The 26,890-nt window shown below is 60.9% G+C and carries 23 protein-coding genes and 1 tRNA gene; 17 read left to right on the forward strand and 7 right to left on the reverse strand.

From position 1 onward, the window contains the following. Positions 1-56: 56 nt before the first annotated feature. Positions 57-1,379, reverse strand: a complete 1,323-nt coding sequence (gene gltX, locus ACN0X0_RS19295; RefSeq protein WP_417280513.1) for a glutamate--tRNA ligase — start codon at positions 1,377-1,379, stop codon at positions 57-59. Positions 1,380-1,460: 81 nt separating this feature from the next. Here gltX and ACN0X0_RS19300 point away from each other — a divergent pair, with 81 nt between their 5' ends. From ACN0X0_RS19300 to ACN0X0_RS19310, 3 genes are all read left to right on the forward strand, one after another. Further along, on the forward strand, positions 1,461-1,877 hold the full coding sequence (locus ACN0X0_RS19300) for a metallopeptidase family protein (protein WP_417280514.1): 417 nt from the start codon (positions 1,461-1,463) through the stop codon (positions 1,875-1,877). 96 nt (positions 1,878-1,973) lie between these two features. Further along, positions 1,974-2,915, forward strand: a complete 942-nt coding sequence (locus ACN0X0_RS19305; protein ID WP_417280515.1) for an MBL fold metallo-hydrolase — start codon at positions 1,974-1,976, stop codon at positions 2,913-2,915. A 191-nt stretch (positions 2,916-3,106) separates the two neighbouring features. After that, positions 3,107-4,060, forward strand: a complete 954-nt coding sequence (locus tag ACN0X0_RS19310; protein WP_417280516.1) for a 1-phosphofructokinase family hexose kinase — start codon at positions 3,107-3,109, stop codon at positions 4,058-4,060. A gap of 3 nt (positions 4,061-4,063) precedes the next feature. Here ACN0X0_RS19310 and ACN0X0_RS19315 read toward each other — a convergent pair whose 3' ends face one another. Further along, complete coding sequence (locus ACN0X0_RS19315) at positions 4,064-5,299, reverse strand: Hsp70 family protein (RefSeq protein ID WP_417280517.1); 1,236 nt, start codon at positions 5,297-5,299, stop codon at positions 4,064-4,066. Between the two features lie 66 nt (positions 5,300-5,365). Beyond that, positions 5,366-7,039 (reverse strand): NAD+ synthase, encoded by a 1,674-nt coding sequence (locus ACN0X0_RS19320; RefSeq protein ID WP_417280518.1) that lies wholly within the window; start codon positions 7,037-7,039, stop codon positions 5,366-5,368. Positions 7,040-7,273: 234 nt separating this feature from the next. On the opposite strand from ACN0X0_RS19320, the gene ACN0X0_RS19325 reads away from it, so the two are divergent. Further along, positions 7,274-8,710 carry an MORN repeat-containing protein gene (locus tag ACN0X0_RS19325; protein ID WP_417280531.1) on the forward strand — a complete coding sequence of 479 codons (1,437 nt, stop codon included), beginning with the start codon at positions 7,274-7,276 and terminating at the stop codon, positions 8,708-8,710. A gap of 2 nt (positions 8,711-8,712) precedes the next feature. Here the strand turns inward: ACN0X0_RS19325 and ACN0X0_RS19330 are convergent, their stop codons facing one another. After that, positions 8,713-10,242 carry a cryptochrome/photolyase family protein gene (locus tag ACN0X0_RS19330; RefSeq protein ID WP_417280519.1) on the reverse strand — a complete coding sequence of 510 codons (1,530 nt, stop codon included), beginning with the start codon at positions 10,240-10,242 and terminating at the stop codon, positions 8,713-8,715. Beyond that, positions 10,236-10,892, reverse strand: a complete 657-nt coding sequence (locus ACN0X0_RS19335) for an SDR family NAD(P)-dependent oxidoreductase (protein WP_417280520.1) — start codon at positions 10,890-10,892, stop codon at positions 10,236-10,238. The genes ACN0X0_RS19330 and ACN0X0_RS19335 overlap by 7 nt, the downstream gene beginning before the upstream one ends. A 286-nt stretch (positions 10,893-11,178) precedes the next feature. On the opposite strand from ACN0X0_RS19335, the gene ACN0X0_RS19340 reads away from it, so the two are divergent. The 7 genes from ACN0X0_RS19340 to ACN0X0_RS19370 all read left to right on the forward strand — a co-directional run bounded on the left by ACN0X0_RS19340 (position 11,179) and on the right by ACN0X0_RS19370 (position 19,609). After that, positions 11,179-12,756, forward strand: a complete 1,578-nt coding sequence (locus tag ACN0X0_RS19340; protein WP_417264109.1) for a 2-isopropylmalate synthase — start codon at positions 11,179-11,181, stop codon at positions 12,754-12,756. A gap of 278 nt (positions 12,757-13,034) precedes the next feature. After that, positions 13,035-14,072: a rod shape-determining protein gene (locus tag ACN0X0_RS19345; protein ID WP_321364936.1), complete on the forward strand. Its 1,038-nt coding sequence runs from the start codon at positions 13,035-13,037 to the stop codon at positions 14,070-14,072. Between the two features lie 73 nt (positions 14,073-14,145). Beyond that, entirely contained in the window at positions 14,146-15,075 is a 930-nt protein-coding gene (gene mreC / locus ACN0X0_RS19350; protein ID WP_417280521.1) for a rod shape-determining protein MreC, read from the forward strand. Next, a complete protein-coding gene (locus ACN0X0_RS19355; RefSeq protein ID WP_417280522.1) occupies positions 15,068-15,607 on the forward strand; it encodes a rod shape-determining protein MreD in 540 nt (179 codons plus the stop codon). The genes mreC and ACN0X0_RS19355 overlap by 8 nt, the downstream gene beginning before the upstream one ends. Beyond that, the gene (gene mrdA / locus ACN0X0_RS19360) at positions 15,604-17,523 is read left to right on the forward strand and encodes a penicillin-binding protein 2 (RefSeq protein ID WP_417280523.1); all 1,920 of its coding nucleotides are present in this window, start codon (positions 15,604-15,606) and stop codon (positions 17,521-17,523) included. Before ACN0X0_RS19355 ends, mrdA begins: the two co-directional genes overlap by 4 nt. Next, entirely contained in the window at positions 17,520-18,668 is a 1,149-nt protein-coding gene (gene rodA / locus ACN0X0_RS19365) for a rod shape-determining protein RodA (protein ID WP_417280524.1), read from the forward strand. Before mrdA ends, rodA begins: the two co-directional genes overlap by 4 nt. A gap of 8 nt (positions 18,669-18,676) precedes the next feature. Continuing rightward, positions 18,677-19,609 carry a 2-hydroxyacid dehydrogenase gene (locus ACN0X0_RS19370; protein ID WP_417280525.1) on the forward strand — a complete coding sequence of 311 codons (933 nt, stop codon included), beginning with the start codon at positions 18,677-18,679 and terminating at the stop codon, positions 19,607-19,609. 41 nt (positions 19,610-19,650) lie between these two features. Here ACN0X0_RS19370 and ACN0X0_RS19375 read toward each other — a convergent pair whose 3' ends face one another. After that, positions 19,651-20,439 carry an SseB family protein gene (locus tag ACN0X0_RS19375; protein WP_417280526.1) on the reverse strand — a complete coding sequence of 263 codons (789 nt, stop codon included), beginning with the start codon at positions 20,437-20,439 and terminating at the stop codon, positions 19,651-19,653. 8 nt (positions 20,440-20,447) lie between these two features. After that, positions 20,448-21,026 (reverse strand): uracil-DNA glycosylase family protein, encoded by a 579-nt coding sequence (locus ACN0X0_RS19380; protein ID WP_417280532.1) that lies wholly within the window; start codon positions 21,024-21,026, stop codon positions 20,448-20,450. Between the two features lie 93 nt (positions 21,027-21,119). Between ACN0X0_RS19380 and ACN0X0_RS19385 the strand changes: the two genes are divergently transcribed. The 6 genes from ACN0X0_RS19385 to ACN0X0_RS19410 all read left to right on the forward strand — a co-directional run bounded on the left by ACN0X0_RS19385 (position 21,120) and on the right by ACN0X0_RS19410 (position 26,782). Beyond that, positions 21,120-21,485 carry an ArsR/SmtB family transcription factor gene (locus ACN0X0_RS19385; RefSeq protein ID WP_417280527.1) on the forward strand — a complete coding sequence of 122 codons (366 nt, stop codon included), beginning with the start codon at positions 21,120-21,122 and terminating at the stop codon, positions 21,483-21,485. Further along, a complete protein-coding gene (locus ACN0X0_RS19390) occupies positions 21,478-22,503 on the forward strand; it encodes a permease (protein ID WP_417280528.1) in 1,026 nt (341 codons plus the stop codon). Before ACN0X0_RS19385 ends, ACN0X0_RS19390 begins: the two co-directional genes overlap by 8 nt. Positions 22,504-22,641: 138 nt before the next feature. Next, positions 22,642-23,922 carry a Na+/H+ antiporter NhaA gene (locus ACN0X0_RS19395; RefSeq protein WP_417280529.1) on the forward strand — a complete coding sequence of 427 codons (1,281 nt, stop codon included), beginning with the start codon at positions 22,642-22,644 and terminating at the stop codon, positions 23,920-23,922. A gap of 201 nt (positions 23,923-24,123) precedes the next feature. Further along, positions 24,124-24,777, forward strand: coding sequence for an ABC transporter ATP-binding protein (locus tag ACN0X0_RS19400; protein WP_226552364.1), 654 nt, complete (start codon positions 24,124-24,126; stop codon positions 24,775-24,777). Next, on the forward strand, positions 24,761-26,563 hold the full coding sequence (locus ACN0X0_RS19405; RefSeq protein ID WP_417280530.1) for a capsule biosynthesis protein: 1,803 nt from the start codon (positions 24,761-24,763) through the stop codon (positions 26,561-26,563). Before ACN0X0_RS19400 ends, ACN0X0_RS19405 begins: the two co-directional genes overlap by 17 nt. 144 nt (positions 26,564-26,707) lie before the next feature. After that, a tRNA-Gln gene (locus ACN0X0_RS19410) sits at positions 26,708-26,782 on the forward strand. The last annotated feature ends 108 nt before the right edge of the window (positions 26,783-26,890 follow it).

Raw genomic sequence — 26,890 nt, forward strand, 5'->3', positions numbered from 1 at the left:
AGCCGCCATGCGGGCGACCCCGAGGCGGCTTTTCGTGTAATTTCGAACAGAAACGCTTAAAGCGTCGGCTTTTTCTGCATCAGCGGCAGGACGTTGGACATGTCCGGGCCATGCGCCATGCCGGTCACGGCCTTGCGCAGCGGCATGAACAGGCCTTTGCCCTTACGGCCCGTGGCCTCTTTCACGGCCGTCGTCCACTCTTTCCAGCTCTCAGAGCTGTAGGGCGGTTCGGGCAGCATGGCGAAGGCCTCATTGATGAAGCCTTTGTCTTCATCGTCGACCAGCGGCTCGGCGCCATCGCGGAACAGCTCCCACCAGCCTTTCATATCGGCTTTGACGGTGATGTTTTCGCGCACGACGGTCCAGAACAGCTCGGCGATTTCCGCGGGCACACCGAGTGCTGCCACTTCGTCGGCCACATCCGCAAAGGGTTTGGCGTGGTTGATCTGCGACGTCAGGGAGAACAGGTCCTGACTATCGAATTTGGTCGGAGCAGCGCCAAAGTGCGACAGATCAAAACCTTCGATCAGCTCTTCCATGGAGGTCCGAAGTTCGACCGGCTGCGACGAGCCCAGACGCGCCATCAGGGACAAAAGAGCCATCGGCTCGACCCCCGCCGCGCGCAGGTCGCGCAGGCTCAGCGTGCCAAGACGTTTCGACAGCGCCTCACCCTGCGGACCGGTCAAAAGCGAATGATGCGCAAAGGACGGCACGGAGCCGCCGAGCGCTTCGATGATCTGGATTTGCGTCGCGGTGTTGGTGACGTGATCGGAGCCGCGCACGATGTTGGTCACGCCGAAATCGACGTCATCGCAGACCGAGGCAAGCGTATAAAGGAACTGACCGTCGGCGCGGATCAGCACCGGATCGGACACAGAGGCCGCATCGATTGAGATGTCGCCCAGAATGCCGTCATTCCACTCGATGCGTTCCTGATCGAGTTTGAAGCGCCAAACGCCATCGCCACGCTCGGCGCGCAGGGCGTCTTTTTCGGCCTCGGAGAGCGCCAAAGCGGCACGGTCGTAAACCGGCGGCTTGCCCATATTGAGCTGTTTCTTGCGCTTCAGGTCCAGTTCTGTTGGCGTCTCGAACGCCTCGTAGAACCGGCCTTTCGCGCGCAGCTCATCGGCGGCGGCGTGGTAGCGGTCCAGACGTTCGGATTGCTTTTCAAAGCGATCCCAGGTGAAGCCCAGCCATTCGAGATCTTCAAGAATGCCGTCGGCATATTCCTGTTTCGAGCGTTCCTGATCCGTGTCGTCGAGGCGCAGAATGAACTGCCCCCCGGCCTTGCGGGTGATCAGGTAGTTGAACAGCGCAGTGCGCAGGTTGCCGACATGAATAAAGCCCGTGGGCGAAGGCGCGAAACGTGTGACGATCATCGTGGGTCTCCTGTTGCGCTTCCTCTTTCATATCGCGGCCAAAGAGTCCATATCGGAGCCAGTCCCAACCGGAGGTCAGACATGTCTTCACCGCTTCTTGATGCAACCGCGCCCGATCTCGATGTGATCGAGGACATCGCCCGCGCCACGATGAACGACCTGCCGCCCGCTTTCAAAGTGCAGGCCTCGAACGTGGCACTCACCGTGATGGACTTCGCGCCGGAGGATTTGCTGGCCGAGATTGGCATCGAGGACCCCTTTGAGCTGACCGGGCTTTATACCGGCATCCCGATGACCGAGAAATCAACGATGGATCAGGCCATGGCGCCCGATACGATCTGGCTGTTTCGGCGGCCCATTCTGGACGAATGGTGCATGCGCGGGACTGTGACTTTGCAGCAGATGGTGGCGCATGTGACCGTGCATGAGCTGGCGCATCATTTCGGCTGGTCGGATGAGGACATCGCCACGATCGACAAGTGGTGGGAATACGACTGAGCAGGGACTTTCCTGACCTGACGCAATTGTCATCCTGCCGAAGAGAAGCTGTGCTATTCTGATCCGGATCATATCCGAAACCGGAGGACGCACATCATGAAAAACACTTCTCTGAGAACGCCTTATCTGTCCCGCCGCCATCTTTTGCTGGGCGCCGCCGCTGTGCCCCTGGCCGCCGGCCTGCCCTTTGGCGCCCGCGCCGAGGCGCCGATGATGGGCGCGGCTTTGGCTCCCTACCGTCGCTTTACTCTTGGCAATTTCGAGGTCACGACGCTTTTGGCCGGCACACGCACCGTGCCCGATCCGCACACGATCTTTGGCCTCAACGCCTCTGACGAAGACTTCGCCGCCGCCTCCGAGGCCGCCTTTATCCCCTCCGATGCCGCGCAGTTTTTCTTTACGCCGACGCTGGTGAACACCGGCTCCGAGCTGATCCTCTTTGACACCGGCCTCGCGCCCGAGGGCATCACCGCCGCACTTGAGGCCGCCGGTTACACTGCCGATCAGGTCGATCGCGTGGTGATCACCCATATGCATGGCGACCACATCGGCGGCATCTATGCGGACGCCCCGACCTTTGCCAATGCCGCCTATTCGACCGGTTCGGTGGAGATGGATCACTGGGACATGTCCGGCAATGACGGGTTCGAGGCCAAAATCCGCCCCCTGCAAGACCAATTCGACCTGCTGGACGATGGCTCCGACGTCACCTCCGGCATCACCGCCATGGCCGCTTTCGGTCACACGCCGGGGCACATGGCCTTTCACCTCGAAAGCGAAGGAGAGCGCCTGATCCTCGGCGCGGATTTCGCCAACCATTACGTCTATTCGCTCGCCAACCCGGATTGGGAGGTGCTCTACGACACCGACAAGGCGATGGCCGCCACCACCCGCCGCAAGCTTTTGGACATGATGGCGACGGACCGCGTGCCCTTCATTGGCTATCACATGCCCTTCCCGGCGCTGGGCTATGTCGCCGCGAAGGACGGGAATTTCGAATATGTTCCCGCGAGTTACCAGACGATGATCGAAGGCTGACGGACACCCGGATTAAGGGCCCGTCTTGAGGCCCGATGTCACATATCATTTGCAAAAGCATTAGACAGTGCATAGCGGGACTGCGTAAAAAACACGCGTGCCGCATTGCGGCGTGACCTGCATCAATGATGTTAACGCTACCGGCGCTACAATAGGGCCAAAAGTGAGAGAGTCGTGACTCGGAGATACCCATGGCCCATATCCTGACCATCACATTGAACCCGACCGTGGACCTGTCCACCACGACCGCAAGCGTCGAAGCAGGGCCGAAACTGCGCTGTGTCACACCGGAGGCCGATCCCGGTGGCGGCGGCATCAACGTGTCGCGCGCGATCAAATTTCTGGGCGGAGAGAGTACCGCCTTTACCGCCGTTGGCGGCGAAACAGGCGCACAGCTTTTGCGGCTTTTGGCAAAAGAACACGTGCGCTTCACCGCCTTTTCCGTCACCGGCGGTGCAACCCGGCAATCCATCGCCGTGACCGAACAAGAGACCGGACAGCAATACCGCTTTGTCATGCCCGGGCCCTATTGGAACCACGAGATGGTCAACGAGTCGCTCAACGCCATCGCACAAGCCGCGCCCGCGAGCGGTGTCGTCGTGCTCTCCGGCTCACAGCCGCCGGGCGTGCCGATGGATTACCCGGCCCGTCTGGCGCGTCATCTGGCTGCGAAAGGCGTGCAGCTTTTTGTCGACACTTCGGGGCAGCCGTTGCACGAATTGGTGAAACACACGGCCAATCCCTATGTGCTCAGAATGGATGATGTCGAGGCAGAAGATTTGGCGGGGCACCCGCTTCCGACGCGCGAGGACACGGCGGATTTTGCCTCGGAGCTGGTGGCCAAAGGGGTCGCCGAAAACGTCATTGTCGCGCGCGGCGCGGACGGCTCGACGCTTGCCAATGCGACCGGACGCTGGCACGCCTCGCGGGCGATCAATCCCGAAGAGGTGGTCTCCGCCGTGGGGGCGGGCGACAGTTTCGTGGGGGCGTTTTCATTGGCGCTCACCCGTGGCGATACGATGCAAGAGGCGCTGCGTTTCGGCACAGCCGCCGCCTCCGCCGCCGTTTTGAGCGCAGGCACACAGCTTTGCTCCTCCAAAGAGGTGGCGCGACTTTTGCCGGGCTGCGACTTGATTGCGCTCTGACGTTTACGCGCCCTCGGCAGAGGCCAAGGCGAGACCATCGACGACCGCCGTAAAGGCCTCGCCGCGCAGCGCACGGGCCTCGGGCAGCACTGTCTGACAGGCCGCTTCGACCACATGCATGAGGCTTGAGCCGCCAACATAGACGACCGCGCCGACGGCATCTGCCTTGAGATCCGCAAGCGACAGGATGGCCGTGATTGCCTCTGAAAGCTCAGCCCTGTAACCCGCCAAATCTTCTGCCAAAGCGGCAGGGGTCAAGGGCGCAGACAGGCCCTTTTCGACAAGCGCCAGATCAATCTGGGACGCAGCCCCGCCATTGGCGCAGATCTTCGCCGCCTCGACGGCGAAAGCGACATCATGGCCCAGCTCGGCCTCGATCACCTCGACGAGACGTTCGAGTTTTTTCGGCTCCACCGCATGGGCGTGAAGATCCTCAACTTTCGTCAACGTGTCGCGGGTGTAGAGAAAGGGGATGTTTTGCCATGTGGCAAGGTCGTTGAAAATCTGCGTCGGCATCGGCAAAAGGCCCTTGCCAAACGTGCGTTTCAATTCGGTGCCTGCGCCCAAGAGAGGCATGGCATGCGCAAGGCTCAGCGCGCGGTCGAAATGCGTGCCGCCAAGGCGAATACCATGGGAGGCCAGCACCTCGACCTTGCCATTTGCCTTGCGAAACAGCGTGAAATCCGAAGTGCCGCCGCCGATGTCGACGACCAGCCCGATCTCGCCCGATTGCAAATCCTTGGAGGCCAGCGCCGCCGCTTCGGGTTCGGCCAGAAAGCGGATGCGGGAAAATCCGGCCATCTCATAGGCCTCGCGCAGATCGCGTTCCGCCTGCGCGTCGCGCTCGGCATCTTTCGAATGGAAATGCACCGGACGACCGGAAACGACGCCCGTCACAGGTTGGCGCAGCTGCTCTTCGGTGCGGGTTTTCAGCACGGTCAGAAATTGCGCGATGACGTCCAAAAGGCTCTGACGCTTGCCGCCGATGGGACGGGTTTCGCGCAAAAGTGGCGTGCCCAACACGGATTTGAGCGCCCGCATATAGCGACCTTCATCGCCGTCGATCAGCGCCTTATTGGCCGCCGATCCAAGCCGCATATTGCCACGCGGATCAAAGAACACCGCCGTCGGCAGGGTCTTTTCCCCCGGCTCAAGCTCGACGAGCCAAGGCGTGCCGTTGACCGCAAGGCCCAGCGCAGAATTCGAGGTGCCGAAGTCGATGCCAACCGTGAGTTCCATAGCGCGCCTCCTTGTCAGAAAGCGCGCTGTCTAACGCCGCACATCGCACAGGGCAAGAGGAATGCGTCAGCTCGGGTCGCGCCAGCGGCTTGCGATCGGATAGCGACGATCCAACCAGAAGGCACGCGGCGTCAGACGGGTGCCCGGCGCGGATTGGAAGCGTTTGTATTCGGAGATATAAAGCAGATGTTCGACGCGTTTGACGGTCGCGCGATCAAAACCAGCCTCCACCAGATCGGCCACGCTTTCCTCGCGGTCCACCAATCCTTCGAGGATCGCGTCCAGCACCTCATAGGGCGGCAGGCTGTCGTCATCGCGCTGATCGGGGCGCAGCTCCGCCGAGGGCGGTTTGTCGATGATCGTGACGGGGATGACCTCGCCCTCGGGGCCCTTCATCCAATCGCGATGGTTCGCATTGCGCCAGCGGCATTGCTCGAAGACGCGGGTTTTATAGAGGTCTTTGATCGGATTATAGCCGCCATTCATATCGCCATAGATGGTGCAATAGCCGACGGCCATTTCGGATTTGTTTCCAGTTGTCAGCAACATAGAGCCAAATTTGTTCGACAGCGCCATCAGGAGCAGCCCCCGTAGACGCGACTGGATGTTTTCCTCGGTCGTATCGAACGGCAGGTCGCCAAAGATCGGCGCAAGCGTGTCGGTGATCGCATCGCGGCCTTGCGTGATCGGCACGAAGTCGTAGCGGCACCCGAGACGATTGGCGATGTCCTTAGCGTCCTCCAGAGAGCCCTGCGAAGTGTATTCCGACGGCAGCATCACACAATGCACATTCTCGGCGCCCAGCGCATCGGTGGCAATCGTCGCCACAATCGCCGAGTCGATACCGCCGGACAGGCCCAGAACGACCTTTTTGAACCCGGTTTTGCCAAGGTAATCGCGCAGGCTCTCGACCATGGCGCGATAGTCCTGCTCCCACTCATCCGGCTGCGGGGTCACCTCGCCCTCGAGCGCCACCCAGCACCCGTCGGCTTTCTCGAAATCGACATGGCGCAGCTCTTCGGCAAAAGCCGGCAGGATATGCGCCGGTTTGCCGTGACGATTGAGCACGAAAGAGCCGCCGTCAAAGACTTGATCGTCCTGACCGCCAACCATGTTCAAATACACCAGAGGCACGTCATTCTCGATCACGCGCGACACCATATGGGTGAGCCGCGTGTTGAATTTGTTGCGATAATAGGGCGAGCCGTTGGGCACGATCAGAATCTCCGCCCCGCTTTCGACCTGCGCCTCGGCGACGTCCTCGTACCACGCGTCCTCGCAGATCGGTGAGCCGATGCGCAGCGGACCGATGGCGTAGGGACCTTCGACGGGACCAGAGGCAAAGAGGCGCACCTCATCGAAGACCTTGTAATTCGGCAGGTGATGTTTGCGCAGCACCTGTTTGACGCGGCCCTCGGCCAGAATCCAATAGCCGTTGTAAAGCGCATCGCCATAGGAATAGGGCGCGCCGACCCCGATGGCGGGACCATCGACTGTCAAAGCGGCCAGTTCCTCGACCTTGGCCATGGCCGTGTTCACCAAAGCGGGCTTCATCACCAAATCCTGCGGCTGATAGCCGATCAGGAACAGCTCCGGAAAGACGATCATATCGGCACCTGCCGCTTTGGCCTCGGCATACGCGCTTTGGACCTTGTCGGCATTGGCATCAATCGCACCCACACTCGGGTTGAGCTGGGCCAGGGTCAGGCGGAAGGTGGTCTGGCGGAAGGTCTCGGTCATGGCACTCATGTATCCTGAAGTCTCACGCATGGTTTAGCAGAATGACGCCCAAGGGAAAGGCGCTCACGGGAAAAACATTTGAAGACCGCGTGTCTTACCCCTAGTCTGGCGCGCGACGGGGCCCCCGACAGGATGCGGAAGGTCCAGAACTTAGAACAAGTCCACCTAGCTCCTCTTGGCAGCACAGGCAGACACATGACCTCATCGGGAATGGGACGTAAGACAGTGACACGAATGCGCATCACGCTTTTCGCGGCAACGATGATCGGGGCCATGCCAGCCCTGCCAACGGCCATGTTGGCGCAAGACAGCGGAAAAGTGGAGACCCGCCAGTTCGAAGAAGGCGGGATTTACGAAGGCACGTTCAAGGACGGTTTGCAGGACGGTGTCGGCACCTACAGCCTGCCGAACGGCTATGAATACACCGGCGAATGGGTGATGGGCGAGATCAAGGGCCAGGGCCTTGCGCGGTTTACCGACGGCTCGGTCTATGAGGGCGCCTTTGCCAAGGGGAAACCCGACGGCTTTGGCAAGATCACCTATGCGGACGGCGGCACCTATGAGGGCGACTGGGCCGAGGGCGAAGCCACCGGATCGGGCGTTGCGGTCTATGCCAATGGCGTGAAATACGAAGGCGGTTTTCTGGCCGCCAAACACCACGGACAAGGACGCTTGGAGAGCCCCACCGGCTATATCTACGAAGGCGGCTGGGTCAACGGCGTCAAGGAAGGCCGTGGCACGATCACCTATCCCGAGGGTGCCACCTACGAGGGCGAAATGGCCCGCGACATGCGCCACGGACCGGGTATTCTGACCACAGACGAGGGGATGATTCTCGACTGCAACTGGGTGGACAACCAGTGCAACGGCCAAGGCACGATCACGCAGCCCAACGGAGATGTCTTCGTGGGCGAGCTGGTCGGCGGCAAACGTCAGGGCGAGGGCAAGGTGACCTACGCCAATGGCGACGTCTATGAAGGCAGCTTTGACGACGACAAACGCGACGGCCAAGGTACGTTTACTGGCGCGGATGGCTATCTCTACGTCGGCGCATGGACCGAGGGGCGGATCGAAGGACAGGGTCAGGTGACCTACCCGGACGGCTCGGTTTACGTGGGCGACTTCCTCGATGACCTGTCGCATGGCAAGGGCAAAATCACCTATCCCAATGGCACGACCTACGAGGGCGATTGGCAATATGGCGTGATCGACGGCACGGGCGTGGCGCGCTACGCAGGCGGGCTGACCTATGAGGGCGAGTTCCGGAACGCGCAGAACCACGGCAAGGGCAAGATGACCTACGCCGACGGCTTCGTCTACGACGGCGACTGGGTCGATGGCCAGCGTCAGGGCAAAGGCAAAGCCACCTATGTCGACGGCACGGTCTACGAGGGCGATTACGTGGCGGGCAAACGCGACGGGATCGGCACGATTCAGATGGCTTCGGGGTTCTCCTATACCGGCGAATGGAAAGACGGCGAAATTCAGGGCCGCGGCAAGGCGACCTACCCCAATGGCGACAGCTATGAGGGCATGTTTGTCGCGGGCAAATCCAACGGCCACGGCACGATCACCTATGCCGATGGCAAGGTGGTGTCGGGCGAATGGGTCGATGGGGCTTTGGTGTCTGAGGATGCGCCCGAGACGGAGACGCCTGCGGCCTCTGAATAACTCTAAACGGTTTCCCCTTTTGAGAGGCGGTCCAGAAATGCGGTCGCCTCTTTCAATATCACCGCGCGCTTCCCCTCATCCATCCGATCCCAGGTGCGATACATCCGGCCCATACGCGGATTGCCTTTGAAGCGCTCGCGATGACGGTCGAGGAAATGCCAATAGAGCAGGTTAAAGGGACAGGCGCCCTCCCCCGTCTTTTTCGTCACTGAATACGTACAGTCGCCGCAGTAATCCGACATTTTGTGGATGTAATTGCCCGAGGAAATATAGGGTTTGGAGGCGATCATCCCGCCGTCGGCAAATTGGCTCATCCCCACCGTGTTGGGCGCCTCGACCCACTCGAAGGCGTCGATATAGACGGCGAGATACCATTCATGCACCTCTTTCGGATTGACCCCGGCCAAAAGTGCGAAGTTACCGGTGACCATAAGGCGCTGAATGTGGTGGGCATAGGCGTCTTCACGGGTCTGGGTCACGGCATGCGACAGGCAGTTCATCCGGGTCTCAGCGCCCCAATAGAGCGCGGGCAGGCCGCGTTGATGGTTGAGCTTGTTCTGATGTGGATAGTCGGGGCCTTTGAGAAAATACAGCCCCCGCACATATTCGCGCCAGCCGAGGATTTGCCGGATAAAACCCTCGGCGGAGTTGATCGGCACTTTGCCGTCGCGATAACGCGCCTCAACCGCTTGGCAGAGCGCCAGCGGGTCCAGCAGGCCAATGTTGAGATAGGCGGACAAAAGCGAGTGATGCAGCACACGGTCATTTGAAAGCATCGCGTCCTGATAGGTGCCGAAATCCTGCAAGTGATGGTCGAGGAAATGCTGCTGCGCGCGGTCCGCGTCTTGGCGTGTCACGGCATAGGTGAACGGGTGCAACTCTCCGAAATTTTCGCCAATCCGCGCCTCGACCAGATCGAGCACCGCGCGGGTGATCTCATCTGGCTCGAACGTCAGAGGCTTGGCCCGGAACAGATCATCCGAGGCGGGTTTGCGATTGTCATGATCGAAATTCCACTGCCCGCCGCAGGGCGCGTCGCCGTCCATCAAAAGCCCGGTCTTGCGCCGCATCTCACGGTAGAAATACTCCATCCGAAGCGCCTTGCGCCCCTCGGCCCAGTCGGTAAATTCCTGTTCTGTCGCAATAAATCGCGTGTCCGGGAGTTGCCGCACCGGGAGGGCGCTTTCTTCGGCCTCAAGCCTCAGCCGCCATTCCCCGGCCTCCGTCATGACGATCTCATCCGCGCCATGCGCTTGCGCCCGCCGCCGCGCTTCGCCCAAAAGCGACTGCGTGTTGTCGTCATCATCGAGCTTTGTGTAGGCCACCTGCCAGCCCGCCGCGCGCAACTCTTCAGCGAAGTGGCGCATGACGGCAAAGATCAGCGCGATCTTTTTCGGGTGATGCCGGACATAATCGGTCTCGGCGGCGACCTCCGCCATGACGACCAGATCACGGGTTTTGTTGCCCTCTTCGAGCGACGACATCTCAGGGGACAGCTGATCGCCAAGGATCAAAATGACACGGCTCACCACGGCACCTCTTCGCCTTTCCAGTCATAAAATCGCCCGGTGTCGCCCGCGTCCCGCGCCGCCATGACGTCGATCAGATGGCGGGCGGCCTCCTCGGGGCTCAATTTGTCACGGCTGTAGCCTTCGGTGAATTTCGTCGCGACCGTACCGGGGTGATAGGCGATGAGGCAGGCCTCATTATGACTGCGCGCGATCTCGATGGCCGCCGTGCGGGTCAATTGATTGGCCGCCGCTTTCGCCGCGCGGTAGCTGTACCAGCCGCCCAAAGTGTTGTCGCCGATAGAGCCCACACGCGCGGTCAGAACCGCCGCCACCGAGGGCGCATCTTTTGGCAAGAGCCGAGGCAATTCCCGCAGGATCAAAGCCGGGCCGATGGCATTGGTGGCGAATTGGTCCAACAGCGCCTCGGCGCTCAACATCCGCAACGATTTCTCTGGCGGTGCTCCTGCCCCGTCGAGTTTCCCCGTGGCAATCACCACGCGCTCGAACGGACCTTCTAGGGCGCCAAGATGCCGTGCCACGCTGTCGGGATCGGTGACGTCCAACCCGTCTTCGCGCCGCGATAGGCCTGTGACCGACATGCCTTGAGCCGCAAACCCGCGACAGACGGCCCCGCCGATCCCGCCCGAGGCGCCAATAACCAATGCTTTCATATCTCTACCCTCTCAGAGACAGTACGCCTCCGCGCTCAATATGGTTCAAAATCGGACTTTTGGATTTTTGGGGTTTTCAAGCCGTCCGCGCGGAGTATATTCCGACCCCATGACGAGCACGACACATATCGCGGCATGCCATTTTGCCTTGCCCCCGCACGCTGGTGCGGCGCTTCGTCGTGGCCTCCTCCTTCTTAGCTGCCTCTGAGCGTGCCGACGGCGCGATGCTCAGAGGTGACCGCATGCGCCGGAGAGAAACGCTAAGGACTAAAAGAGAGATTTCAAAATGACCGAGACATCCAAACAGGACCGCGTCCTGATTTTCGACACGACCCTGCGGGACGGCGAACAATCCCCCGGCGCGACCATGAGCCACAATGAAAAGCTCGAGATCGCCGCCATGCTCGACGAGATGGGCGTGGACATCATCGAGGCGGGGTTCCCGATTGCCTCAGAGGGCGATTTCGAAGCGGTCAGCGAGATCGCGAAGAATTCCAAGAACTCCGTGATTTGCGGTCTGGCCCGCGCCAGCCTGCGCGACATCGACCGCTGCATGGAAGCCGTGCGTCATGCCGCGCGTCCCCGGATTCACACCTTTATCGGCACCTCCCCCCTGCACCGTGACATCACGGCGCTTTCGATGGATGAGATGGCGGACAAGATCCACGAGACCGTAACCCACGCCCGCAACCTGACGGACAATGTGCAATGGTCGCCGATGGATGCGATCCGCACCGAGCACGATTACCTCTGCCGCGTCGTCGAGATCGCGATCAAGGCGGGCGCCACCACGATCAACATCCCCGACACTGTGGGCTACACCACGCCGCGCGAAAGTGCCGACATCATCCGCATGCTGCTCGAGCGCGTGCCGGGCGCCGATGAGATCGTCTTTGCCACGCACTGTCACAACGATCTGGGCATGGCGACCGCCAACGCTCTGGCCGCCGTCGAAGCCGGTGCGCGTCAAATCGAATGCACGATCAACGGTCTGGGCGAACGTGCGGGCAACACCGCGCTCGAAGAGGTCGTCATGGCGCTCAAGGTGCGCAACGATGTGATGCCGTTTTCGACCGGGATCGACACGACGAAGATCATGAACATCTCGCGTCGCGTGTCGCAGGTCTCTGGCTTTGCGGTCCAGCCGAACAAGGCCATCGTCGGCAAGAACGCCTTTGCGCATGAGTCCGGCATTCACCAGGACGGCATGCTGAAGAACAAGGAAACCTTCGAGATCATGCGTCCTCAGGACGTGGGTCTGTCGGGCACCTCCCTGCCTTTGGGCAAACACTCCGGGCGTGCCGCGCTGCGCGCCAAGCTCGACGAGCTGGGCTACACCTTGGGCGACAACCAGCTGAAAGACCTCTTTGTCAGCTTCAAGGAGTTGGCCGACCGCAAGAAAGAAGTGCTCGATGACGACATCGTCGCGCTGATGCAAGCCACCGGGGCCGACAGCCAGAACGAGGTCATCAAGATCAAGCATCTGCGCGTGATTTGTGGCTCCGAAGCGCCGCAAACCGCCGACATCATCCTCGAAATCAATGGTGTCGAAAGCCATTGCACGGTCGAGGGCGACGGTCCGGTGGACGCGACTTTCAAAGCGATCAAGACGCTCTACCCGACGCAGGCGCGTTTGCAGCTCTATCAGGTGCAGGCCGTCACCGAAGGCACCGACGCGCAGGCCACCGTGATGGTGCGGATGGAAGAGGACGGGCGGATTTCCACCGGGCAAAGCTCGCACACGGATACGGTCTTTGCCTCCGCCAAGGCCTATGTCAACGCGCTGAACCGCCTGATCGTGCGTCGCGGCAAAACCGCGCCCAACGCCGATGTGCGTGAGATCAAATACACGGACGCCAGCTAAAGCGTTTTTCGTTTCATCTGAATCAGATTGAGCGAAAAACGTTGCCACACTGAATTGATATTGCTGCGCCGCATTCTTTTCAGGCAATTGTGAAGAGGCGCTCCTTTGTGGGCGCCTTTTTCATGTTCAAAAAGAGGTTTTGAGCAAGTCTTCGCCAAAACCCGCCATATCGCCCCCTTTTCCATAGCCACCACGCCCCCTATAAGTCTGCCGATACGGGGGGATTCTCCCCTTCGCGGCTGGCCACTTTGGCTAAACGGGGCATACGGGGCATAAATATGGCAGGATTTGCGGGACTTTTCTCTTCCGACATGGCAATCGACTTGGGCACGGCGAACACGCTGGTCTATGTCAAAGGCAAGGGCATCATCCTCAATGAGCCTTCCGTTGTGGCCTATCACGTCAAAGACGGCCGCAAACAGGTGCTGGCCGTGGGCGAAGACGCCAAACACATGCTCGGCAAAACTCCCGGCTCTATCGAAGCCATCCGCCCGATGCGCGAAGGTGTGATCGCCGACTTCGACACCGCCGAGGAAATGATCAAACATTTCATTCGCAAGGTCCACAAACGCACCACCTTCTCCAAGCCGAAGATCATCGTCTGCGTGCCGCATGGCGCGACCCCCGTCGAGAAACGCGCGATCCGTCAATCCGTGCTCTCCGCCGGTGCGCGCAAGGCCGGGCTGATTGCCGAACCCATCGCGGCGGCTATCGGGGCGGGCATGCCGATCACCGATCCGACCGGCAACATGGTTGTGGACATCGGCGGCGGCACCACCGAGGTGGCCGTTCTGTCGCTGGGCGACATCGTCTACGCGCGCTCCGTGCGTGTCGGCGGCGACCGGATGGATGACGCCATCATCGCCTACCTCCGCCGCCAACAGAACCTTTTGATCGGCGAAGGCACCGCCGAGCGCATCAAGACCACCATCGGCACCGCCCGGATGCCCGATGACGGACGTGGCGCGGTGCTGACCATTCGCGGGCGCGACCTGTTGAACGGTGTGCCGAAAGAGATCGAGATCAACCAGGCACAGGTCGCCGAAGCGCTGGCCGAGCCGGTCATTCAAATCTGCGAGGCGGTGATGACCGCCTTGGAAACCACGCCCCCGGATCTCGCCGCCGACATCGTCGACCGTGGTGTGATGCTGACGGGCGGTGGTGCGCTTTTGGGCGAGTTGGATCTGGCGCTGCGCGAACAGACCGGCCTTGCCATTTCGGTGGCCGACGAGTCACTCAATTGTGTGGCTCTGGGCACTGGCAAAGCGCTGGAATATGAGAAACAACTCCGGCACGTTATTGATTACGACAGCTGAGGGCTCGCGCCTTTTGGGCGCCTCCCCGGCACATTGTCTGGCGGCATGCCCGGCGCGCGGGTCCGGAGGATAGATGGCCAGAAACAAGGGCAATTCGGAAACCTATGTCCGCCCGATCCGGCGTTTGCTGATCGGCGTCATGCTCCTGTGCTTTATCGGCCTCTTCATCCTTTGGCGTATCGACAGCCCCCGGGTCGAGCGGCTTCGCGCGGGGCTGGTCGACAAGGTGGTGCCCTCCTTCGAGTGGGCCTTGGTGCCGGTCACCAAGACCATCGGAATGATCGAGAATTTCCAAAGTTATCAACGGCTTTACGACCAGAACCAGGAATTGCGCAACGAGCTGCGTCAGATGCAGGCCTGGAAAGAAGCCGCGCTTCAGCTGGAACAGAAGAACGCCAAACTTCTCGACCTGAACAAGGTGCGGATAGACCCGCGCTACACCTATGTCACCGGCGTCGTGATGGCCGACAGCGGCTCGCCGTTTCGGCAATCCGTGCTTTTGAACGTCGGCGCGCGCGATGGGATCATGGACGGCTGGGCGACGATGGACGGCATCGGCCTTGTGGGCCGGATTTCCGGCGTGGGCCAGAACACCGCGCGGGTGATTCTTTTGACCGACAGCAACTCGCGCCTGCCGGTGACGATCCAGCCCTCGGGCCAGCGCGCCATTCTGTCGGGAGACAATTCCATCCGCCCCTCGCTCGATTTCATCGAAACGCCCGAGCTTGTCCGCCCCGGTGATCGGGTGATTTCCTCGGGCGATGGCGGGGTGTTCCCGCCGGGCATTCTGATCGGTCAGGTCGCCAAGGGCCCGGACCGGCGCCTGCGCGTCATTTTGGCCGCCGACTACGAGCGGATGGATTACCTGCGCGTCTTGCGCACCCATCAGAGCGAACGCATCACGGACCCCGGCGCCTTGATCATCCCGGAACGCGAAGACCCGCAGCCCGAAATCGACGGGGTCGAAGACACAGACCAAAGCGCGGAGGCCGAGAATGGTTGACCCCCGCACGGTGCGCAAATGGTCCTTTCGCGGCGTATTTCTGTTGATCACCGCCTTGGCGACGTTTTTCTACCTTCTGCCGCTGCAAGTCGGCTCAGGTCGTTGGCCGGGGCCCGATCTGATCCTCGCCTTCGCCTTTGCCTGGGTCCTCAGACGCCCAGATTACGTGCCGGTGTTTCTTGTGGCCGCCGTTATGCTTTTGGCCGATTTCATCTTCCTGCGCCCGCCGGGGCTTTGGGCCGCGCTCAGCATCATGGGCCTCGAATTCCTGCGTAGCCGCGAACCCACTTCGCGCGATCTGCCCTTTGCCATCGAATGGGCGATGGTGGCAGGCGTCATGCTGGCAATGGCGGTGACCTATCGCTTGAGCCTCGCGATTTTCATGGTGGATCAGACCTCTCTGGGGCTGGCTATTTTGGGACAAATTTCGACGATCTTGAGTTATCCTATCGTCATTGCCATCTCCCATTACGGGCTTGGCATCGCCAAGATCACGCCCTCTGAGGCCGATGAGATGAGGTATGTGCGATGAAACGAACGCCTACGGAAAACGCCGCCTCCGCCCGCAAGATCACCCGACGCGCGCTGTTTCTGGGCGGCTCTCAGGTGGCTTTCATGGGCGCTTTGGGTCTGCGAATGCGCTATTTGCAGGTCGATCAGGCCGACACCTTCCGGCTTTTGGCCGAGGAAAACCGCATTCGCGATTTCCTTTTGGCGCCCGCGCGCGGGTTGATCTACGACCGCAACGGCGCGCTTTTGGCGGAAAACGAACAGACGCTCCGTGTGGTGATCCGCAAAGAAGATTCCGCCGAACTGGACGCCGTTTTGATCAAGCTCGAAGAGCTGATCGGCATCACCGCCGAGGATCAGGCGCGTGTGCGCGACGAGTTGAAAAAAGCCGGCCCCTCTGCGCCTGTGATCATCGCGGATCGCCTGAGCTGGGAGGACTTCTCCCTCGTCTCTGCCAACGGCCCCGCGCTTCCGGGGGTGACACCCGAGGTCGGCCTGTCGCGCTATTATCCGCTGCACAGTGATTTCGCCCATCTCGTCGGCTATGTCGGCCCGGTGTCGAGCTATGACATCTCCCGGATGGAGACGGTCGATCCGGTTTACAAAATTCCGAAATTCCAGCTCGGTAAATTCGGCATCGAGGCCAAGCTCGAAGACACGCTCAAGGGCAAGGCGGGGCTCAGACGTGTCGAGCAGAACGTGCATGCCCGGATCATCCGCGAGCTGGACCGCCAAGAGGGTCAACCCGGCTCGAACGTGCAACTGACCGTCGATCACAAGGTGCAGAATTTCGTGCAGGCGCGTCTGGGCACCGAGAGTGCCGCCGCCGTGGTGATGGACGTGGAGACCGGCGACATCATCGCCGCCGGGTCGACGCCTGCGTTCGATCCGAACCTCTTCGTGCGCGGCATTTCCGTCTCCAATTACAATGCGTTGTTGGAAAACGACCACCGCCCCCTGCCCGCGAAATCCGTGCAAGGCGCCTATCCCCCCGGCTCGACCTTTAAAATGGTGACGGCGCTGGCGGCTTTGGATGCCGGGGTGGTTTCACCGGAGGAAACCGTGCGCTGTCTGGGCCACACGGAGGTCGGCGGGCGGCGGTTTCACTGCTGGAAACGCGCAGGCCACGGCAATGTGAACCTCGTGGGATCTCTGCGCCATTCCTGTGACGTCTATTATTATGAGATGGCCCAGCGCGCTGGCATCGAAAAAATCGCCGAAATGGGCCGCAAACTTGGGCTGGGTCAGACCTATGACCTGCCGCTGTCGGGGATCAATTCGGGCCTCATGCCGGACAAACAGTGGAAACTGGCCAATCGCGGTGCGGATTGGGTCGTCGGCGACAGTCTCAACGCCTCGATCGGACAGGGTTTTGTTCTGGCCACGCCCTTGCAGCTTGCCGTGATGACCGCCCGTCTCGCCACGAACCGCGAAGTGATCCCCCGCGTTGTCCGTTCGATCAATGGGGTCGAACAGCCGGTGCTGGGGGGCGGGCCACTGGACATCAACGAAAACATGCTGCGCGCGGTGCGTCAGGGCATGTTCGAAGTGCTGAACTCCAACCGCGGCACGGCCTATGCCTCGCGCATCGCGGATGAAACACTGCGGATGGCGGGCAAGACCGGCACATCGCAGGTGCGCTCGGCCGTGGTCAACAACAAGAACGTGCCATGGGAAGAACGCGACCACGCGCTGTTCGTGTCCTATGCGCCCTATGATGCGCCGCGTTATGCCGTTTCCGTTGTGGTCGAACATGGCGGCGGCGGGTCTTCTGTCGCCGCGCCGATTGCCCGCGATCTGATGCTCTTTGCGCTGCATGGCTCCGTACCACCGCTTGAGGCCTATCCAAGCTCGCAGCGCAATACCATCCGCGAGCGTTTTCGCACCCTGCCGCTGCTTGGCGATGAGAGTGAGAGCGACGAGAGGAGCCAAGCATGAGCTATCTCGAAAGCACGCTCAAGACGGTGCCCACAGGCATCGCCAAGGTGCTTTACCTGAACTGGGCGCTCGTGGTGTTGCTCTCTGCTGTCGCCTCGGTCGGCTTTCTGATGCTCTATTCCAACGCGGGCGGCTCATTTCAGCCCTGGGCAGAACCACAGATGAAGCGCTTTGCGCTGGGGATCGTGGCAATGCTGATGATCGCCATGGTGCCGATCTGGTTTTGGCGCAACATCGCGGGGCTGGCCTATATCTTTTCCTTCCTGCTTTTGATTTTCGTGGAGTTTTTCGGCCACGTCGGCATGGGCGCGCAGCGTTGGATCGATCTTGGCCCGATCAAACTTCAGCCCTCCGAGTTGATGAAAATCTCTCTCGTGATGCTTTTGGCGGCCTATTACGACTGGCTGCCTATGGAGAAAGTCTCGCGGCCCTTGTGGGTTCTGATCCCCGTCGTGCTGATCCTCGTGCCGACCTTCCTCGTGCTCAAACAGCCCGACCTCGGCACCTCGATCCTCTTGGTTGCGGGCGGCGCCATCGTGATGTTCGCGGCGGGGGTGAGCTGGATCTATTTCGGCGTGGTCATCGCGCTTTTCGCCGGGCTGATCACCGCTGTTTTCGCCTCGCGCGGCACGCCGTGGCAATTGCTCAACGACTATCAATACCGCAGGATCGACACCTTCCTCGATCCTTCCGCCGATCCTCTGGGCGCTGGCTATCACATCACCCAAGCCAAGATCGCGCTTGGCTCCGGCGGCTGGACCGGACGCGGGTTCATGCAGGGCACACAGTCGCGCCTGAACTTCCTGCCCGAAAAGCACACCGACTTCATCTTCACCACTTTGGCGGAGGAATTCGGCTTTGTCGGCGCCTTCTCGCTTTTGGCGCTCTACGCCGCGATCATCGTCTTTTGTCTGGTCTCCGCGATGAACAACAAAGACCGCTTCGGCGCGCTGGTGACCATCGGCATCGCGGCCACGTTTTTCCTGTTCTTCGCGGTGAATATGTCCATGGTGATGGGCCTGATGCCTGTTGTGGGCGTGCCCCTGCCGCTGGTGTCCTATGGCGGCTCGGCGATGCTCGTGCTGCTGGCCGCCTTCGGCATTGTGCAATCGGCGCATGTCCACAGGCCCCGCAGCAAAAGGTAAGGCAAAAGATGACGCTGACCCTGTTATTTTCCGCGCCCGAGCGGATTTGGCCTACCTACGAAGACGTGCTGACGAAAGCCTTGGAAAACGCCGGTCTGGACGCGCGCCTCACCCGAGACGCGTCGCCCGAAGAGGTCGATTACATCGTCTACGCCCCTAATGACGCGCTCAGGGATTTCACACCCTACGCGAATGCCAAAGCCGTGTTGAGCCTCTGGGCCGGGGTCGAGAAAATCGCCCCAAATCCGACGCTGACCCAGCCCCTGTGTCGCATGGTCGATCCGGGCCTTGCACTTGGGATGCGGGATTATGTCGTTGGCCATGTGATGCGCTATCACCTCAGCATGGATCGTCATATCCACGGGCTGAACGGCCAATGGGACCACATCACGCCGCCTCTGGCCAAGGATCGCCGCGTGACGGTTCTGGGACTTGGCGAATTGGGGCAGACCTGTGCCGTGGCCCTCGCGCAACTTGGCTTTGACGTCACCGGCTGGTCTCGGCGCCCCAAAGGGATTGACGGTCTCACATGCCTCAACGGCCCCGATGACCTCGCTCAGGCGCTGAGCGCCGCCGAGATCCTCGTCACCCTCCTGCCCGACACGGCGGCGACGCAAAACACACTGAACGCTGACACGCTTGCGCTGATGCCCAAAGGCGCGCGGATCGTGAATCCGGGGCGCGGCACGCTGATCGACGATGACGCGCTTTTGGCCGCCTTGAACAGCGATCAGATCGGCCACGCCACGCTCGACGTCTTTCGCACAGAGCCCCTGCCCGCCGATCATCCCTATTGGGCGCATCCCAACGTCACGGTCACGCCCCATATCGCCGCCGAGACCCGCGCCAACACCGCCTCCGGCGTCATCGCGGAAAACATCCGGCGCTCGGAGGCGGGTGAGCCGCTCCTGCATCTCGTGGACCGCAGCGCAGGCTACTGACCTCAACCATTGCGTTTCCTTTGCTGCGAAAAATACTCACATCACCGCAGTTTCGGCGGGGCGGTCGGGTCCATGCCCGGCGCCGACGGGCCGGTCGAGATCGGCTCGGGGGCTGGCAAATCGAACCGCAGGCCAAAGCGGGCCAAAGGCGCACAGAGCGGGTCAGAGGATTTGAAAAACGCCACATCCAAAGCCCCCGCTTCGACACCCGAAAAGATCAGCGCTTCAGAAACCAGTTTTGCCAAAGCATCCTCAGCACCGGGGATGTGATCCACGAAAGCCAAGAGATGCGAGCGCACCCCGTCTTCGTATTTCACGCCGGACAGATAGACGAGCTTCGCCAAACCGCCTGCAATCGCCAGTTTGGCATCGAGCGCCACGATCAGCGCTTCGGGAAGACCTGCGGGCGGAAAAATCTCCTCGGCTTTGCCGTGGGCCTCTGAGGGCGCATTGCCCAAAGTCGCATGAAGCCAATCTACCGCCGCCCCCGGCAAAAGCATTTCAGACGGCGCCACCGACAGGTTCAGCCCCAGACCATAGCCCGACCCCGCCAGCATCTCCGCCAAAACGCGTCCCGACATGGCGGCATAGGGCGCATGGCCCGCGAATTCCGCCAGACGTTGCTCGCGGTCAAAGGCCAGCACAAAGTTATCCGCCTCGACCGGAAAGACACGCGGCGTGATCGGGCCTTCGCCGTCATGTTCCTCCTCCAAAAGCAGGAACCATTCGCCATCGGCCACCCGTTCGAAAAACCGCAGACGGGCGTTGTCGTCGTCGGGGGAGGCCTGCATCGCGGCATGGGCCAGATCAATCGGGGTCTGTTCGGTCATTTCATCTCTCACAACAGCGTTTGGATACGGGCGCGCAGGTCCGGCAATAGCTCGGCCTCGAACCACGGATTTTTCCTGAGCCAAGCCGTATTGCGCCAGGACGGATGAGGCAAGGGAAAGAGACGCGGCGCATCGGCGCGCCAGTTCATCACCGCCTCGGTCAGGCTACCTTTGTGACCCGTATGATAACGGATCGCATGCAGACCCACGGGCAGGATCAGCTCCAGATCGGTCAGCTCCGCCATCACCTTGTCGTGCCAGGTTTCTCGACAGAGCGCGGGCGGCGGCAGGTCCGATCCCTTGGCGTCGTAGCCCGGAAAGCAAAAGCCCATCGGCACGATCGCGATCCGGTCGCGGTCATAAAACACCGCCTCATCCAGCCCCAACCACGCCCGCAGCCGCTCGCCCGAGGCATCGGTAAAGGGCCGCCCGCTTTCATGCACCCGCGCGCCGGGGGCCTGTCCGGCGACCAGAATGCGCGCCGTGGGGCGGAACCAGACCACCGGCCGCGGGCTGTGCCGCGTGGCCGTGACGGCAAAGCGATCCGCGCAGAGGCGACAGGTCTGGATGTCCTGAGCGAGTGTCATTTTGAGGTTGTAGCGCGGCGGCAGGGAATTGGCCACTTGACTCATTTTGATATTTTTAGAAATATAGAAATGAATCACATTTCGGAGTTCCCTATGTCCGCCCCAAGACCGCACGCGCAATTCGATGATCTATCCCTCGCGGAGGCCGCAAGCCTGTTTTCCGCCTTGGGCTCCGAACAACGCCTGTCCGTTCTACGCACGCTTTTGCGCGCCGGACCGAAAGGATTGTCGATCGGAGAGCTGGGCAATCGCACCGGCATCACCGGCGCGACGCTCACGCATCACATGAAAACACTCGCCGCCGTCGGCGTCGTGAAACAGGAAAAACAAGGCCGGTCGGTGATATGCATCGCCGCCGATTACGACCAGCTGCAAAGCCAGCTCACCGGTCTTTTGGACGAATGCTGCGCCGACTGCACAGATGACACCTGCACCCCGGAGGCCCATTGCCATGACTGATCTCACCCAAACTCCGCCCCGCCTCCCGCAACTTTGGAAGCGGCTCGACAAGGCGCTCCTGCTCACAGGGATGGTGATCTTGGCGGTTGCGCTCTTTGACCCCGCAAACCTGCTCCCGACTTTCAAATTCACACTGGAAGCCCTGTGGGAGGCCGCGCCCTTCCTATTGTTCGCCATTCTCGCCACCGCCTACGTTCAGGCCACGGGCGCCGAGACCCTGTTGAGCAGGGCCTTCGCAGGCCGCGAGATGCAGATGATCTTTGTCGCGGCGCTTGTGGGCGGCATTTCGCCCTTTTGCTCCTGTCAAGTCATCCCCTTTATCGCCGCCTCGCTGGCCGTCGGCGTGCCTTTGTCCGCCGTCATGGCCTTTTGGCTGGCCTCGCCGCTGATGGACCCGGCGATGTTCTTTGTCACTGCGGGCGAGTTGGGCATGGATTTCGCCGTCGCCAAAACCGTCGCCGCCGTGGGCATCGGGCTTTTGGGCGGATTGGGCGTCAAACTTTTGGGCGGGACCGCTTTGTTTGCCGACCCGCTCAAGGCCTTTGACAAACCCTCCTGCTGCGCCACGTCCGGCCTGCGTGGCAAACCGAATTGGACGTTTTGGCGCGATCAGGATCGCATCGAGACCTTCAAATCGAGCTTTCTCAAGAACCTTCTTTTCTTGGGCAAATGGATGCTGGTGGCCTATGCGCTCGAAAGCGTCATGCTGTCCTACCTGCCCGCCGATGTGATCGCCTCTGTGATGGGCGGTGAGGGCCTCAAGCCGATCCTGATCGGCGCCGTCATCGGTGCGCCCGCCTATCTCAACGGCTTTGCCGCCGTGCCGCTGATGTCCGGGCTGATCTCGCAAGGTATGGCCGAGGGCGCCGCCATGTCCTTTATGATTGCGGGCGGCATTTCCTGTATCCCGGCGGCGGTGGCGGTCTGGGCACTTGTGAAACCCCGCGTCTTTGCCGCCTATATCGGCTTTGCCCTCATCGGCGCGGTTCTGGCCGGGGTGATCTGGTCAGCCTTCTAATCCCACTTGCACGCGCGGGCTTTCACGGCCCGCGCTTGCTCTGAAAGCCCAGTTGAATTATCCCGGCTATAGGGTTTGGTGAACATCCGACCACAGGGTGCCCCCAAACCGACGGGATCGGGTTAAAAAGGGCTGAGCATGTATAAGGTCTGGAATTTTATCACCAACTATTCGCTGCTCTTGATCATCGGTGCGATTTTGGCGCTGATCTGGGCGAATGTGGATGCCCAGTCCTACCACGCGTTTGTCGAATACCCGATTGCCGAGAATTTCTTTATCGGCCACGCCCATGTCGACGATCACGGTCATGTCCATCGCACCTTGACGCTGCATTACCTGTTCAACGATCTCTTCATGGCCTTCTTCTTTGCCATCGCCGCGAAAGAGGTCTGGGAGGCGGTGATCCTCAAGAACGGCAGCCTGCGCGGTAAGAAAGCCGCCACGCCCCTGATCGCCACCTCTGGCGGGATGCTGGGCCCCATCGCGGTCTATCTGGGCCTCGCGTTGATCATGGGCTCCGACACCTTCGATGCGGTGAAAAACGGCTGGGCCGTGCCGACCGCGACCGACATCGCGTTTTCCTATCTGGTGGGCCGCGTGGTCTTTGGCGCAGGGCATCCGGCGGTGCGCTTCCTGTTGCTTTTGGCCATCGCAGACGATGCGGCTGGCCTTGTGATCCTGGCGATATTCTATCCGACCGGCGAATTGGCCCCGCAGTGGCTCTTGCTGTCCTTGGCTGCCGCCGTGTTGGTATTTGTCCTCGCCAACTGGCTGCCGCGCAAGATGGATGCGGGCAATCAGCTGCGTCCGAATTCGACCTGGGTGCGCAAAAACATGACCTTCTGGCCCTATCTGATCGCGGGCTGCATTTCCTGGTACGGCTTCATGCGCGCGGGCATTCACCCGGCTCTGGGCCTCTTGCCCATCGTGCCGACCATCCCGCACGCGGACCGCGCCTTCGGGATTTTTGCCGCCGCAGAAGAGCACCTGCATGACCTGTTGAACGACATCGAGCACAAGCTCAAAAGTCCGGTCGAGGTCATCCTGTTCTTCTTTGGCTTGCTGAACGCGGGCGTTGAGTTCAACGCCATCGGCGATCCGACATGGTTGGTTCTGGCAGGACTTTTGATCGGCAAACCTGTGGGCGTTCTGGTCATGGGCGCCTTTGCCGCGCATGTGTTGCGGCTGGGTCTGCCTGCCGGGATGCGAACCATCGATCTTCTGGTGATCGGTTGTGTCGCGGCCATCGGATTTACCGTGTCGCTGTTTATTGCGGCGGTGGCCTTTGACGGCACGGCCATGCTCGGCGACACCCCGATTCAGGCGGCGGCTAAGATGGGTGCGCTGTTCTCCTTTGTCGCAGCTGCCGTTTCGATCGTGGCGGGCAAGCTGTGCGGGGTGAAGAAACAATCCGCGTGAATCGGCCCTGCGACCGCGCCACCGTTTCCCTCGCAAGGTCAAAAACTTGCGATTTGGCCGCATTCCTGCCACATTTGCGCGATCATAGATGGATTTACCGCGCGCGCGGCGACATAATATGGCCGGAATGACCGTTTAAGACGTTCCCTTAACAAGCCCCGTTAAGGGTTGGGTGTTGAGGCAGTATCAGGGCGCGTAGAGATGCTCGAATTTGACAATGTCAGCAAGTCCTTCTGGACCGGCAAGCAGCGCAAGGTGATCCTTGATCGCGCCTCTTTTCGCGTGGAGCTTGGCAATTCTCTCGGCATTTTGGCGCCCAACGGCACGGGCAAGACCACGATCATCAACATGATGTCGGGCCTTGAGAAACCCGACGAGGGCGAAATTCGCCGCAGTTGTCGCGTGTCCTTCCCTTTGGGGTTCATGGGTGGGCTGTTGGGCAAACACACCGCGCGCGAAAACGTGCGGTTCATCGCCGAGCTTTACGATCTCGATCCCGACTACGTGGAGGCGTTTTGCCGTTGGCTCTGCGAGTTGGACGAATATTTCGAAATGCCCGTGGCGACATTTTCCGCCGGGATGCGGTCACGCCTGTCCTTCGCGCTGTTGCTGGCGCTCGATTTCGATATGTATCTGATCGACGAGGGCATGCCCTCCACCGCAGATGTCAATTTCAACCGCAAAGCAGGCAGCATCCTGCGCGAACGGCTTGAGCGCACCACCATCGTCGTGGTCTCGCATCAGGCCGCCACACTAGAAAAATTCTGTCGTTCTGCTGCCGTTCTCAGAAACGGCCAACTTTATATGTTCGACACGCTGGAAGAGGCAAAGGCACTCTATGACTACGAAGGTTAAAGCCCAGAAATTCCGCGTCCGTCGGACACCGCGCGCCGCTTCGTCTCAGGCGGGGGCCTCTGCTGCGCCGGAGCTCGATCCGATCATTGAGAACCCGGCGCCTTCTGCGGCGAAGACCGGCGACATCCTAGATGACGACAAACTCTTTGACACGGACGCCAGCACAGATGGCTTTGGCGACGCGCCCTTCCCTGGCTCCGCCGCCGCAGAGGCCGCTGAGGCCAAATCGCAACCCAGCCGACGCGCCCGTCCGCAAGGCGGCGTCGCGCGCTCTCTGGGGCGTGGTGACGCGCCTGAGGACAACGCCCTTCATGGCGACATCACCCCGGCGGACGAGACCGCGATCGACGCCGACATCGACGCGATCCGACGCGAGGGGCTAACGGGTCGGCAATTGCGTCTGGCCCGGCGCGTGGCACAGAAACACGGGCTTCCTGCGACCTCGGATTTCGACGCGGTACGGCTTTTGCGCAAGGCGGGGATCGACCCGTTTCAACGCGGTGCCATGCTCGATATGGTGACCACGGAAGGCAAGGAACCGTCGCGTGAACTGACCACGACAGAGGGGCCGAAACTGCCCAAGACCGTGGAGAACAAACCCAATCTGCCCTCCAAGGACATCCTTGACCGGTTGACCCGCGATGGTGAGATTTCGCAAATCCAGCAAGACATCGCCCGGCGGCGTCGCCGCAAAATGGCCTTGCTTGCCGCCCGCCTGGCGGTTTTTGTCGGCATTCCGACGATCCTCGCGGGGATTTATTTCTATACATTGGCGACGCCGATGTATGCGACCAAATCGGCCTTTATCATCCAGCAATCCGAAGCCCCTTCGGCTGGCGGTAGCATTGGCGGACTGTTGTCCGGCAGCCCTCTGGCCACGTCGCAGGATTCGATCACCGTGCAGGATTACCTGACCTCACGCGAAGCGATGCTGCGTCTTGACGCCGACACCGGTTTCAAGGCGCATTTCTCCTCCGACGCCATCGACCCGCTGCAACGCCTGCCGGAAAACCCGACCAATGAAGAGGCCTACAAGGTCTATCTGGATCGTGTTTCCATCGGCTATGACCCGACAGAAGGCCTGTTGCGGATGGAGGTCGTGGCCGCCGATCCGCAGGTTTCACAGGATTTCTCCGACCACCTCATCGCCTATGCCGAGGAACAGGTCGACCAGATGACCCAGCGCCTGCGCGAGGACCAGATGAAGGGTGCGCGCGAGAGCCTCGATGACACTGAGGCCAAGATGATCGCGGCGCAGGAAAAGATCGTGCAGCTGCAGGAACAGCTGGGGATCATTTCGCCGGATGCGGAAACCGCCGCGATCATGTCGCAGGTCTCCGCCTTTGAGACGCAACTGCAGCAAAAGCGGCTGCAACTGCAACAACTTCTGGACAACTCGCGCCCGAACCAGGCGCGTGTCGAGGGCACGCAGGGCGACATCCGTCGGCTTGACAACCTGATCACGGATTTGCGCGCGCAGCTGACGCAGGCGAACGAAGGCGCCGACTCTCTGGCCCGGATCACCGCCGAATTGCGCATGGCCGAGGTCGATCTGGCGACACGTCAGGCGATGGCCGCCTCTGCCATTCAGGCGCTTGAAATGGCGCGTGTCGAGGCCAACCGTCAGGTGCGCTACCTGTCGTTGTCCTCCCGCCCCGTCGCCCCCGATGAGCCGACATATCCGCGCAAATTCGAGAATACGCTTTTGGCAATGCTGGTGTTTTCCGGCATCTACCTTCTGGCCTCGCTCACCGCTGCGGTGCTGCGCGAACAGGTTTCGGCCTGATGGAACGCCGCGCCTTCCCGGCGCGGCGCCTCCGCCTGCATCCCCCCGTCTGAGCGCTTTTTCCTTTGTCCTTCAGGTTTTTCACAAAAGGCTCGAAAAAGGGCTTGCACAGGACGCGGGGACGGACTAATTAGCCCCCCACGTTGGGGTGTAGCCAAGTGGTAAGGCAACTGTTTTTGGTACAGTGTACCGTAGGTTCGAATCCTACCACCCCAGCCATCTTCCTCTAGAACAATGAAACAAGACCCGACGGACCAACCCCGCCGGAAAATGCCCCTGTTTTATGCCCCGGTTAAGATTGCCCCTCCCCGATGAAAGGGAGGGACG

The organism is Celeribacter sp., from assembly GCF_048270365.1.
GTDB lineage: Bacteria > Pseudomonadota > Alphaproteobacteria > Rhodobacterales > Rhodobacteraceae > Celeribacter.

What these genes read in the sequence shown, in the direction of transcription:
- gltX (WP_417280513.1), bottom strand. Translation starts at nt 1,379, where the DNA reads ATGATCGTCACACGTTTCGCGCCTTCGCCCACGGGCTTTATTCATGTC.
- ACN0X0_RS19300 (WP_417280514.1), top strand. Translation starts at nt 1,461, where the DNA reads ATGTCTTCACCGCTTCTTGATGCAACCGCGCCCGATCTCGATGTGATC.
- ACN0X0_RS19305 (WP_417280515.1), top strand. Translation starts at nt 1,974, where the DNA reads ATGAAAAACACTTCTCTGAGAACGCCTTATCTGTCCCGCCGCCATCTT.
- ACN0X0_RS19310 (WP_417280516.1), top strand. Translation starts at nt 3,107, where the DNA reads ATGGCCCATATCCTGACCATCACATTGAACCCGACCGTGGACCTGTCC.
- ACN0X0_RS19315 (WP_417280517.1), bottom strand. Translation starts at nt 5,299, where the DNA reads ATGGAACTCACGGTTGGCATCGACTTCGGCACCTCGAATTCTGCGCTG.
- ACN0X0_RS19320 (WP_417280518.1), bottom strand. Translation starts at nt 7,039, where the DNA reads ATGACCGAGACCTTCCGCCAGACCACCTTCCGCCTGACCCTGGCCCAG.
- ACN0X0_RS19325 (WP_417280531.1), top strand. Translation starts at nt 7,274, where the DNA reads ATGCGCATCACGCTTTTCGCGGCAACGATGATCGGGGCCATGCCAGCC.
- ACN0X0_RS19335 (WP_417280520.1), bottom strand. Translation starts at nt 10,892, where the DNA reads ATGAAAGCATTGGTTATTGGCGCCTCGGGCGGGATCGGCGGGGCCGTC.
- ACN0X0_RS19340 (WP_417264109.1), top strand. Translation starts at nt 11,179, where the DNA reads ATGACCGAGACATCCAAACAGGACCGCGTCCTGATTTTCGACACGACC.
- ACN0X0_RS19345 (WP_321364936.1), top strand. Translation starts at nt 13,035, where the DNA reads ATGGCAGGATTTGCGGGACTTTTCTCTTCCGACATGGCAATCGACTTG.
- mreC (WP_417280521.1), top strand. Translation starts at nt 14,146, where the DNA reads ATGGCCAGAAACAAGGGCAATTCGGAAACCTATGTCCGCCCGATCCGG.
- ACN0X0_RS19355 (WP_417280522.1), top strand. Translation starts at nt 15,068, where the DNA reads ATGGTTGACCCCCGCACGGTGCGCAAATGGTCCTTTCGCGGCGTATTT.
- mrdA (WP_417280523.1), top strand. Translation starts at nt 15,604, where the DNA reads ATGAAACGAACGCCTACGGAAAACGCCGCCTCCGCCCGCAAGATCACC.
- rodA (WP_417280524.1), top strand. Translation starts at nt 17,520, where the DNA reads ATGAGCTATCTCGAAAGCACGCTCAAGACGGTGCCCACAGGCATCGCC.
- ACN0X0_RS19370 (WP_417280525.1), top strand. Translation starts at nt 18,677, where the DNA reads ATGACGCTGACCCTGTTATTTTCCGCGCCCGAGCGGATTTGGCCTACC.
- ACN0X0_RS19375 (WP_417280526.1), bottom strand. Translation starts at nt 20,439, where the DNA reads ATGACCGAACAGACCCCGATTGATCTGGCCCATGCCGCGATGCAGGCC.
- ACN0X0_RS19380 (WP_417280532.1), bottom strand. Translation starts at nt 21,026, where the DNA reads ATGACACTCGCTCAGGACATCCAGACCTGTCGCCTCTGCGCGGATCGC.
- ACN0X0_RS19385 (WP_417280527.1), top strand. Translation starts at nt 21,120, where the DNA reads ATGTCCGCCCCAAGACCGCACGCGCAATTCGATGATCTATCCCTCGCG.
- ACN0X0_RS19390 (WP_417280528.1), top strand. Translation starts at nt 21,478, where the DNA reads ATGACTGATCTCACCCAAACTCCGCCCCGCCTCCCGCAACTTTGGAAG.
- ACN0X0_RS19395 (WP_417280529.1), top strand. Translation starts at nt 22,642, where the DNA reads ATGTATAAGGTCTGGAATTTTATCACCAACTATTCGCTGCTCTTGATC.
- ACN0X0_RS19400 (WP_226552364.1), top strand. Translation starts at nt 24,124, where the DNA reads ATGCTCGAATTTGACAATGTCAGCAAGTCCTTCTGGACCGGCAAGCAG.
- ACN0X0_RS19405 (WP_417280530.1), top strand. Translation starts at nt 24,761, where the DNA reads ATGACTACGAAGGTTAAAGCCCAGAAATTCCGCGTCCGTCGGACACCG.